General features: G+C 40.9%; 10 protein-coding genes. 4 read left to right on the forward strand and 6 right to left on the reverse strand.

Annotated features, from left to right (window positions below; genetic code table 11):
- A partial coding sequence (locus ACEW8O_RS15375) for a cation-translocating P-type ATPase (RefSeq protein WP_373495508.1) occupies positions 1-1,075 on the reverse strand: 1,075 nt, incomplete at its 3' end.
- 332 nt (positions 1,076-1,407) lie between these two features.
- Here ACEW8O_RS15375 and ACEW8O_RS15380 point away from each other — a divergent pair.
- The 4 genes from ACEW8O_RS15380 to ACEW8O_RS15395 all read left to right on the forward strand — a co-directional run bounded on the left by ACEW8O_RS15380 (position 1,408) and on the right by ACEW8O_RS15395 (position 6,771).
- Positions 1,408-3,216: a PQQ-dependent sugar dehydrogenase gene (locus ACEW8O_RS15380; RefSeq protein ID WP_373495509.1), complete on the forward strand. Its 1,809-nt coding sequence runs from the start codon at positions 1,408-1,410 to the stop codon at positions 3,214-3,216.
- The gene (locus ACEW8O_RS15385) at positions 3,197-3,970 is read left to right on the forward strand and encodes a carbohydrate-binding family 9-like protein (protein ID WP_373495510.1); all 774 of its coding nucleotides are present in this window, start codon (positions 3,197-3,199) and stop codon (positions 3,968-3,970) included. The genes ACEW8O_RS15380 and ACEW8O_RS15385 overlap by 20 nt, the downstream gene beginning before the upstream one ends.
- A gap of 307 nt (positions 3,971-4,277) precedes the next feature.
- Positions 4,278-5,498 (forward strand): selenocysteine synthase, encoded by a 1,221-nt coding sequence (locus ACEW8O_RS15390; protein WP_373495511.1) that lies wholly within the window; start codon positions 4,278-4,280, stop codon positions 5,496-5,498.
- Positions 5,499-5,517: 19 nt separating this feature from the next.
- Positions 5,518-6,771: an amidohydrolase/deacetylase family metallohydrolase gene (locus ACEW8O_RS15395; protein WP_373495512.1), complete on the forward strand. Its 1,254-nt coding sequence runs from the start codon at positions 5,518-5,520 to the stop codon at positions 6,769-6,771.
- A 10-nt stretch (positions 6,772-6,781) separates the two neighbouring features.
- Here ACEW8O_RS15395 and ACEW8O_RS15400 read toward each other — a convergent pair whose 3' ends face one another.
- From ACEW8O_RS15400 to ACEW8O_RS15420, 5 genes are all read right to left on the reverse strand, one after another.
- On the reverse strand, positions 6,782-7,234 hold the full coding sequence (locus ACEW8O_RS15400) for a RidA family protein (RefSeq protein ID WP_373495513.1): 453 nt from the start codon (positions 7,232-7,234) through the stop codon (positions 6,782-6,784).
- A 113-nt stretch (positions 7,235-7,347) separates the two neighbouring features.
- Positions 7,348-7,848, reverse strand: coding sequence for a GNAT family N-acetyltransferase (locus ACEW8O_RS15405; protein ID WP_373495514.1), 501 nt, complete (start codon positions 7,846-7,848; stop codon positions 7,348-7,350).
- 8 nt (positions 7,849-7,856) lie between these two features.
- On the reverse strand, positions 7,857-8,855 hold the full coding sequence (locus ACEW8O_RS15410; protein ID WP_373495515.1) for a glycosyl hydrolase family 18 protein: 999 nt from the start codon (positions 8,853-8,855) through the stop codon (positions 7,857-7,859).
- 23 nt (positions 8,856-8,878) lie between these two features.
- Positions 8,879-9,328, reverse strand: a complete 450-nt coding sequence (locus tag ACEW8O_RS15415; RefSeq protein WP_373495516.1) for an SRPBCC domain-containing protein — start codon at positions 9,326-9,328, stop codon at positions 8,879-8,881.
- A gap of 37 nt (positions 9,329-9,365) precedes the next feature.
- On the reverse strand, positions 9,366-9,893 hold the full coding sequence (locus tag ACEW8O_RS15420; RefSeq protein ID WP_373495517.1) for a GNAT family N-acetyltransferase: 528 nt from the start codon (positions 9,891-9,893) through the stop codon (positions 9,366-9,368).
- Positions 9,894-9,949 lie beyond the last annotated feature (56 nt).

Raw genomic sequence — 9,949 nt, forward strand, 5'->3', positions numbered from 1 at the left:
TGTACCCAAGGCCGGTGACATCGAAAAAATTACCTTCCGCAAAAATTTTCTGAACTGTCATCTGATTTTCTGTCAAGGTCCCGGTCTTATCAGAACAGATTACATTGGTACTTCCCAAGGTTTCCACAGCGACAAGTTTCCGGATGATCGCTTTTCTTTTGGCCATTTTGGAAACACCCAAAGCCAGCATAATGGTAACTGCTACCGGAAGACCTTCAGGGATGGCACCTACAGCAAGTGCAACCGCTACCATAAAAATCTCCCCGAAAGTTTCTCCCCGAACCATGCCTACTACAATCAAAATGGCAGAAAGCCCAATAATTACCCATAGAAGCATGTGACTGAAGCTCTTTATTTTGAGGGTCAGAGGTGTTTCTAGATCCTGTGCACTGGCAATGGATTGCTGGATTTTGCCTACTTCCGTGTTATCTCCTGTAGCGACTACAATACCCCTTCCCTGGCCATAGGTCACATTTGTTGAAGAAAATCCGATACAGAACCTATCGCCAAGAACATTTTCTGAAGGTACGGAATCAATATGTTTTTGGACAGGGACTGATTCACCTGTCAAAGCAGATTCATCCACCTGCATGTCACTGATTTGAAAAAGCCTGACATCAGCAGGAAATTTATCACCCGAACGTAATAAAACCACATCACCCGGAACAATGTCAACGGAATCAATTTCCTGTTTCTTCCCATCCCGAATTACTGTAGCTTTTGAAGTGAGACTTTCTTCAAGGGCATCAATTGCTTTTAGCGCTTTGGTCTCTTGAATATACCCAATGATGGCATTGATCAGAACAACACCAAAGATGACTGATGAATCAACATATTCTTCTAAAAAAAATGTAACTACGGTGGCAGCTAGAAGAATGTAAATCAATGGTTGATGAAATTGTAAAAGAAATCTTATTAAAGCACTTTGCCTCTTTTTTTTGGTCAATATATTTTCCCCGAATTTTTCAGTTTTTTCTTTGACCTCAACAGAACCTAGTCCTTCCTCAGGTGATACACCCAGTATTTTGAGTACTTCGGACGCTTCTATGCTATGCCAATCGTAATCTTGCTTCATTGGAATGGATTAATAAATAGAAATAGTTTCTGTTATTTTGGCATTACCTTAAATATCAAGAAAACTTTAAAAATATTGATATAAAAAATGACAAATACGAGTATTTTCTTCATCATAAAATTAAAACCTCCCTTTTCTGGTTGACCTCATATCCCAACAAGCAGTTAAGTATGACAAAAATCAGTCGATTTTCAGATAATTTTTTTACAAATAGTTTTTTACTTAGCAGCGCACTCCATTTTTTGATAAATGGCATGCTGATGTATGTTTAAATGCCTTATATTTCATTAGCATATATTTAAAAGTTCAATTCTGATCGCCCAAAACCATTGATGAAGAGAAGTGCTTGGATTATGGAATGTTTTTTCTCCACAGCAAAAAATACACTAAATGGCATTATCTGCTTTTTGGGGCTATTTTTATTCTTTTCCTGCCAACAACCTGACCCATTGCCTGCAGCCGACACGGATAACGGTGGTTTGTTTTTACCGGATGGATTCGAGGCCATTGTCGTGGTGGACAGTATTGGGAGGTCCAGACATTTGGCTGTGGATCAAAAGGGTGATATATACGTGAAGCTTAGAGTACCTGATAAAAACGGAAATGGATTGGTTGCCATAAAGGACAAAAATAAGAATGGGAAAGCGGACATAGTGGAATATTTTGGGGGGTATCCGGATACGGGAAACTATGGGACAGCCATGCGCATCTATGGCGATTATGTTTATTTCAGTACTGCGGGCGAAGTTTATCGGTATAAAATGGACAAAGACCAACTTTTGCCGATAGGAGTACCCGAACTGATTTTATTAGACGATTATAAAAATGCAAAATATGGGTATGAACATATTGCCAAACCAATTGCATTTGATGATGAAGGCCATCTTTATGTGCCCTTCGGCTCTCCGGGAGATGTATGCCAGGAAATCAACAGGAAACCCGGCTCTCCGGGAATGGACCCATGTCCCCAATTGGAATGGCATGGTGGTATCTGGCAGTTTGATGCAAACAAGCCCAATCAGACCCAAAAAGATGGAAATAGATATGCCACCGGAATCAGGTCAGTGGTGGCTATGGATTGGAATCAGGAAGCGAATGAACTGTATGTAGTCCAACATGGCCGAGATGACCTGAACAAATCCTGGCCGGAACTTTTTGACATTTGGGAAAGTGCCGTCTTACCTTCAGAGGAATTTTTCAGAGTGGAGGAAGGAATAGATGGCGGTTGGCCCTACTATTATTTTGACCATTTAGAAGGCAAAAAGAAACTGAACCCTGAGTATGGAGGGGACGGGAAAATACAGGGGGATGCCCATTTGATTGAACAGCCTTTGATGGGTTTTCCAGGTCATTTTGCACCGAATGACCTCCATTTTTATAAGGGCAATCAATTTCCGGAAAGATATAAGAATGGGGCTTTTGTAGCCTTTCATGGATCTACTATCAGAGGACCTTTCCCGCAGGGTGGGTATTTTGTTGCATTTGTGCCTTTCGAAAAGGGCAGGCCTTCAGGGGATTGGGAAGTTTTTGCTGATGGATTTGCAGGGTTGGATACCATTGTGAGTACCGGTGATGCCCAAGCCCGTCCAATGGGTATTGCCATGGGACCCGATGGCTCTCTATATATTTCAGAAAGTGTCAAAGGGAAAATTTGGCGAATCATGTACAAAGGCAATAAATCCGCATTTGGAGAAGCCGCTTTGACCAAGCTTGAGCAAAGAAAAAATGAAAGAACAAACATTAAAAATCCTGAGAAAGAATTGGACAACCTGGAAACAGGAATGATTGAAAGCGGAGCGCAGGTCTATAATCTCTATTGCGGTACCTGTCACCAAAGAGATGGAAGAGGTGATGGCAACAGGTTTCCTCCCATTCACAATTCCCAGGTTATAAATGGACGAAACAGACCATTGATTGAATTGATAGTTAAAGGTCTTGAAGGACCCATTATTGTTGAGGGTGTGGCCTACAACGGTGTAATGCCATCCCATTCCTTTCTCAGCAATACTGAAATTGCCTCAGTGTTGACTTATATCCGGAAAAACTTCGGGAATAATTCACCAAGTATTTCTGCCATTGAAGTCGGGAAGGTGAGAACACAGATAGAAAATCAAGAAGACAATGGGCAGAAAAAAAATTGATTTGATTTATGTGTTCTGCTTTTGGTTGATCACTGTCACTACAGTTGCCCAAGGTTTAAATAATTCGAAAACGATGAATAACAAAACAGAAAAATCAGTGTACCAGGTCAATCGACTGGATCAGGAAATTATGATTGATGGGGTTTGGGAAAAGCCGGCTTGGGAAAATGTTCCTGCTTTGGAAATTACCCATATTATGGGAAATAAACCCCATTTTCTACCAACTACTTTTACCAAGCTCTTGTATGATGACGAAAATATCTATGGTATTTTTTTGGTGAAAGACAGGTTTGTGCATTGTTTGGTACAGGAGACCAATGGCCATGTTTCAGGGGATCCTTGTGTGGAATTCTTTTTTTCTCCTGATGGGTCAAATCCACTTTATTATTTCAATCTGGAAATCAACTGTGGTGGAGTTCCCTTGATGCAGTATGTCACATTGCCAAGAAAGGAGTATCAATTTCTTGATGAACATGATATTTTAAAAGTCGAAATAGCCCATTCACTTCCGGAAAAGGTTTTTCCCGAAATAGAAAATGACACCATTTGGACCATTGAATTCAAATTGCCATTGAAAATTCTCAAGCAATATGCAGAAATCAGTCAGCCCCGACCGGGTGTGAAATGGAATGCCAATTTTTATAAAACAGCAAGTACTACCAGTAATCCACATTATTTGACCTGGTCTCTGGTTGATAATCCCAAACCGGATTTTCACTTACCTCAATATTTTGGAATACTGGAATTCAGGTAGGTGAAGAATAAAATATTGAACTAATGTTGATTATTGTATCAATGGGAATATGGCATTGGTAATGGTTTGCAGAATGTTTTTAAAAAAATTAGATTTAACAAATATACTAATGTGATATTCTGCTTAATTGCCAGCAGACGCCTTTTCCCTTGGCAGGGAAGACGGAAGACGGAAGACCGAAGAATTTAAAATACAAATCCTTGAATTGATATCAATCGAATCATAGGATTTATTACGGATATCGATCCTAAATAATCACTAAATCTTATCCTTATAAGGGAGATTGAAAATCTAGAAAAAACAAGATATGATAAACAGAAGAACTTTACTGAAAAGACTTTCTGCTCTTCCCTTGGTGGGAACAATAATGGGGAGTGGAATCCCTGTCCAATCGGTTTTTGCAGATACGCCATCAATGCCAAAGCGGGATTTGATCAAGGAATTGGGTCTGAGGACTTTTATTAATGCCGCAGGTACCTATACTGCCATGACAGCTTCACTGATGCCTGAAGAGGTGATGGAGACGATAGAGGCATCTTCCAAACAATTTATCATGTTGGACGAGGTGCAGGATAAGGTTGGGGAAAAAATAGCAGCTATATGCCATGCAGAAGCGGCAACAGTCACTTCAGGTTGCTGGTCAGCCATGGTGTTGGGATTGGCAGGAGTACTGACAGGAACAGACAAGGATAAAATCGCCCAGCTTCCAAATCTGAAAGGAATGAAATCTGAGGTCATTGTCCAAAAAAGCCATAATGTGGCTTATGTGCATTCGCTGACCAATACAGGAGTTACTTTAATTCCCGTGGAGACAGTGGAGGAACTTGAAAATGCGATCAATGAGAAAACGGCCATGCTTTGGTTTCTGAACTATCAGGCACCGGTAGGTAAAATCCAACATGAAGAATGGGTGGCTTTGGGTAAAAAGCACAATATCCCGACCATGATAGATATAGCGGCGGATGTTCCTCCTGTAGAAAACCTTTGGAAATTCAATGATATGGGATTTGATATGGTGTGTATTTCGGGAGGAAAGGCGATGAAAGGTCCCCAAAGCGCGGGGATCCTAATGGGAAGAAAGGAAATTATCGAGGCTGCAAGATTGAGTGCGCCACCTAGGGGCCATACAATAGGTAGGGGAATGAAGGTCAATAAGGAGGAAATTCTTGGGATGCTAGTGGCGCTGGAGCTTTATGTGCAAAAAGACCATGAAAAAGAATGGAAGTCATGGGAGCAAAAAGTTTCTTTTATTGAAGAGATGGTGAAAAAAGTGGATGGGGTGACTACCTCGGTTTCAGTTCCTCCTGTCGCCAATCATACACCTTTTTTGAAAATAGCTTGGTATCCGAATGTCATAAATCTCAATCGGACCCAAATGCAGGAAAAATTGAGGAATGGAAATCCATCCATTGAAGTCGTTGGATCGGGAGACCATGAAGTTAGTTGTACGGTCTTTATGCTAAGACCCAATGAAGAAAAAATAGTGACCAAAAGAATACAGGAAGAGTTGATTGCCGGTAGAGTTTAAAACCCAAAAAATGAAGAAAATGAAAAAGTCAGGATACTTATTGCTCTATTTTTTTTGTTTTGCTCCTATTAGTCTGATAGCCCAAAATTACCAAGTGGTAATAAAAGGAGGACACGTTATTGACCCAAAAAACAATCTTGATGAATTGATGGACGTGGCCATTCAGGATGGCGTGATTGCAAAAGTTGCAAAAAACATAGATGTAACAGGTGCCCGGCAAGTCGTGGATGCCAAAGGCTTGTTGGTAGTACCAGGCTTAATTGATATCCATGGACATAATTTTTATGGAACCAGGCCCAATAGTTATCTCAGTGATGGTTTGGTGGCTGTTGATCCTGATAGCTTTACCTTTAGGGTCGGAGTGACCACTATTGTCGATTGTGGAGGACCGGGCTGGAAAAATTTCCACGTCTTTAAGGAAAACATCATTGACCATTCCAAAACAAGGGTTTTGGCATTTATGAACATAGTAGGGGAGGGCATGCGTGGTGGAGCTTATGAACAGGATACTTCTGACATGAATGCTAAAATGACTGCACAGGCTGCGTTGAATTACAAGGAATATGTGGTAGGATTTAAAGTAGCGCATTATGCCAAAAGAGATTGGATACCGGTGGATAGGGCAGTTGAGGCAGGAAATATTACCGGAATGCCTGTCATCATTGATTTTGGGGGTTCTATGGCCTTTGCTCCTTTAAGGTTGAGGGAGTTGTTTTTCGACCATTTGAGACCAGGGGATATTTATACCCATGTTTTCGCTGAATTGGGCGGTGCAAGGGAACCTGTAGTAGATTATGAAACCCGTCAGTTCAAACCCTTTGTCCGGGAAGCGCAGGAGAGAGGGATCATATTCGATGTAGGATATGGAGGGGCAAGTTTTGATTTCAGGCAGGCCATTCCTGCTTTTGAGGCAGGATTTTATCCCAACACCATCAGTACAGACCTTCATAAAGGCAGCATGAATGCAGCCATGAAGGACATGCTCAATGTGATGAATACATTCATGGCTATTGGTATGGAAATCCCTCATATCATCAAAGCAAGTACATGGGCACCTGCCCAAGTGATCCATAGAGAAGAATTGGGGCACTTGTCGGAAGGTGCGATTGCCGATATTGCCCTGATCAATGTCAGAAAGGGTCAATTCGGTATTTGGGATAAAAACGGATACAAACTGGAATCCGATAAACGCTTCGAATGTGAAATGACCATCAAAGACGGTGCAATTGTTTATAGTTTGAATGGCCGGAGTGAACCGGTGGTGCTGCGGTGAGGTGTGATAACTAGATGTAGGCGATACAATCCATTTCGACCAGGGAATCACCGGGAACTCCGCCATAAGTGGCAACTGTGGTACGTACGGGAGGTTTTTTTCCAAATCTTCCTCTATAGACCTCATTCATTCCTTTGTAGTCATTCAGGTCATGGAGATAGACATTGACTTTTAGGACTTTCTCCATGGAAGAACCTGCTTTGACCAGTTCCTTTTCCAATTCTTTAAGGACGTGGTCAGTATGGGCTTTGATATCTCCGTCAAAATGTGCCCCTTTTCCTGCCACAAAAATCATATTTCCCAGTTTGGTTGAACCCGAAAATAAGGGGCCATCCTGGTCCTGGACAACATTGAATACTTCTTTTTCTGGGGTAGAATCTGCTTCAGCTTTTGCAATGGTGCCAATTCCTGCAAATCCGGCTATTGTTGCGAGGAGTTTCTTTATGGTATTTCGTCTTTCCATTTTCTTTAGGGTTAAGTTGGACTTGGTTGAATTTTAAAACTGAGGAATATATGGATTTGGTGACATTATAACAATCCTTATCTGATGGGTGAAAGCTTTTAAGGAAAAAGGATTCAGCTTTTATCCAATCGGTAAAAAACAGTAGGCTTGCCATTCACCACTTCTTCTTTGATCTTTTTCATTCCCAGTCTCCGGCATACCTTTTCAGAAGGTTGATGCCCGGCGTCAAAGGAGGCTGTCAAATTGTGAAAGCCCAAAAGGCCAAAACTGTAGTCCACAACTGCATTTGAAGCCTCGGTGGCATATCCCTTTCCGGTAAAGGCCTGCAAAAGCCCGTATAAAAGCTGGGGTTGTTGTTCTTCAAAAAACAACCATAATCCTGCAAAACCTATAAATTCCTTACTCTCCTTCAAAATCACTTTCCAAAGTCCCCAACCGGATTTTTCAAAATGTGCGTGATTGGTGCCAAGGATTTCTTGTGCCAGTTCCCTCGGGATTATTTCATCATCCCAGAGATACTTCCTCACAAAAGGATCTGTAAAGGTTTGATGAAGAAAGTCCAGATCATTCCTGTCAAAAGGTATCAGCTTAAGTCTTTTGGTCAGAAGTTCCATCTTATTTCCTACCACTTCGGGTTGGTTGCATGAGCATTCTCCTTAGTTTCATTGATTACCTTTAAAAGAGAATGCCGTCCATTACTATCTCCCAAAAGCTGCCATATCATCACGCCGGCTGCGTCCTTTTTCATTGCAAATTCTGTCTTTTGCATGATCAGTTCCTTACCGTTATAGTAAAGTGTTCCACCCACCGGGAAATGTATTTCATTCTTGTTTTCAGATCCGGGGAATTTCGAAACTATATTTCCGAAATTCATGCTTCCCGGAGCACCTTCCCCAAAACCGTAGCCGTAAAATGGCAAGCCTATCAACAGCTTTTCAGCAGGAATTCCTCTTTTTTGATGAAAATAAGCAAAATCATCTTCAACCATTTTTAAGGGGGAATGTTGACCGGGTTTGTTCAGGTTCCAGGGTCCGGTTTGGTCATAGGACATGATATTGATGAAATCGTAACTGGACAAAGTTTCATCACTGATTTTATCGGCATTCCAACTGGCAAGTGCAGCGGTCATTTTTAAGTTAATTGACTGTATGGCAGTAGAAAGTTCCGAAACAAAATCTTTGTAGTTTTCATTGATGAGATCATTTTCCAGATCCACATCCACACCGTCAAATTCATATTTCTGGGCAAATGCACAGATAGCATCGATAAATTTCCCCCGATGCTTTGGTTCTAAAAGCTTCTCCAAGTGGGCAGGTGGACTTCCACCACCAATGGAAAAATAGATGTTTACATGATGTTGACTGGCTTTTTTGACTACAAACTTTAAACCCTCATTCTCGGCAAAATTTCCCCATTCATCTGGATTGATAAAGGCAAGATTCAAATCTGTGATTTTTGAAAAGTCAATTTTTTCTGCACCGGCAATCCAATCCTTCGAACTCGGCAAATACCCCAACACGCGAAATTCCTTCATATTGGAAGAATTAATACTGCTTTCAAAAAATGAGTTATTGGTAATTGGAATAATCCCAAGAAATAAAATGAATAAGAAATGTTTCATAGAATAAGATTAAAGTAAAGTCTTTACTTTCTCATAAAATCAAAGCCCCCTTTTCTCAGGTTAATCCCATATTCCAAATATGCTTTCAGGCATGCCAAGAAATTGGCCCAACCTTCAGTATTTCCTTTTAGCCAATTTAGCCCAGCTTCGTCATTGTCCATTTCGCCTTCAGCGATCTTGACCAAGGTGGAACCATCTTTTTGAGTAACAAGGTTGATTTCAACTGTCATTGCCTTTTCACCAAGATCCCAAGAGAAAACAATCAATTCATTGGGTTTCATTTTGCCGACCCTGACAGGCGATGATCCTTCAAATTCAGGAAATTCCCACCAAACAGTTTTTCCCTCTTCCATTGGGCCGGTACTTTTGGAAATAAAATACATGCTCATTTTTGATGGATCAATAATGGCATCATAAACTTCCTGAACAGGCTTTTGTATCTGTAAAGCGGCATTGATCTGTAGTTTTTTCATATTTGATGAAATTTGGGTATTCTAGAGGTTTATTTAGTTAAAGCGGTTTTTTTGCCATCCATTTATCACGGGTCAATTGGTAAACTGAGCAATCACTCTCACCAAATCTCCTGTATTCAACAAATTCAAATCCAAGTCTCTCATAAAACCGAATTGCCTTTGTATTAATGGTCAAAGGATCAATCAGGATGGCTTTCACTTTTTCGTCGGAGAAACAAATGTCAATGGACTTATTCATCATGATGGTTCCATAACCTTTGCCGATATCCTTTGCTTCGCCCATCCAAATATCAATTGCACGAAGGTTTTCTTCAACTTCTCCCCAATAATGGCTTTCTTCTAATGCAGGATCAATGATCTGTACAAACCCAATAGGCCGACCGTTCAATTCAGCCATAAGCTGTAAGCGCCATTCAGGGTTTTTGGTAAGCTCTGATTCCCAATCCCATTCCTCATCGGGATCTGCAAAGATATTGTGCTCCTGTTTGTCCCAAAAAATCAGAATGTCAAGGTCAGAGGGTCTTGCTTCTCTTAATTCAATATGGATGCTATCTGAACCGGTCATTTTCTTTTTTTTGTGGCTTTTAATTTATTTTCAGCTACCCTGAATTGTACAATTTC

It is taken from the genome of Aquiflexum sp., assembly GCF_041749095.1.
In the GTDB taxonomy this organism is placed as follows: domain Bacteria; phylum Bacteroidota; class Bacteroidia; order Cytophagales; family Cyclobacteriaceae; genus Aquiflexum.

Excerpts from the sequence above, each read along its gene's own strand:
- ACEW8O_RS15395 (WP_373495512.1), top strand. The coding sequence starts at position 5,518 with ATGAAAAAGTCAGGATACTTATTGCTCTATTTTTTTTGTTTTGCTCCT.
- ACEW8O_RS15390 (WP_373495511.1), top strand. The coding sequence starts at position 4,278 with ATGATAAACAGAAGAACTTTACTGAAAAGACTTTCTGCTCTTCCCTTG.
- ACEW8O_RS15385 (WP_373495510.1), top strand. The coding sequence starts at position 3,197 with ATGGGCAGAAAAAAAATTGATTTGATTTATGTGTTCTGCTTTTGGTTG.
- ACEW8O_RS15405 (WP_373495514.1), bottom strand. The coding sequence starts at position 7,848 with ATGGAACTTCTGACCAAAAGACTTAAGCTGATACCTTTTGACAGGAAT.
- ACEW8O_RS15380 (WP_373495509.1), top strand. The coding sequence starts at position 1,408 with ATGAAGAGAAGTGCTTGGATTATGGAATGTTTTTTCTCCACAGCAAAA.
- ACEW8O_RS15400 (WP_373495513.1), bottom strand. The coding sequence starts at position 7,234 with ATGGAAAGACGAAATACCATAAAGAAACTCCTCGCAACAATAGCCGGA.
- ACEW8O_RS15420 (WP_373495517.1), bottom strand. The coding sequence starts at position 9,893 with ATGACCGGTTCAGATAGCATCCATATTGAATTAAGAGAAGCAAGACCC.
- ACEW8O_RS15410 (WP_373495515.1), bottom strand. The coding sequence starts at position 8,855 with ATGAAACATTTCTTATTCATTTTATTTCTTGGGATTATTCCAATTACC.
- ACEW8O_RS15415 (WP_373495516.1), bottom strand. The coding sequence starts at position 9,328 with ATGAAAAAACTACAGATCAATGCCGCTTTACAGATACAAAAGCCTGTT.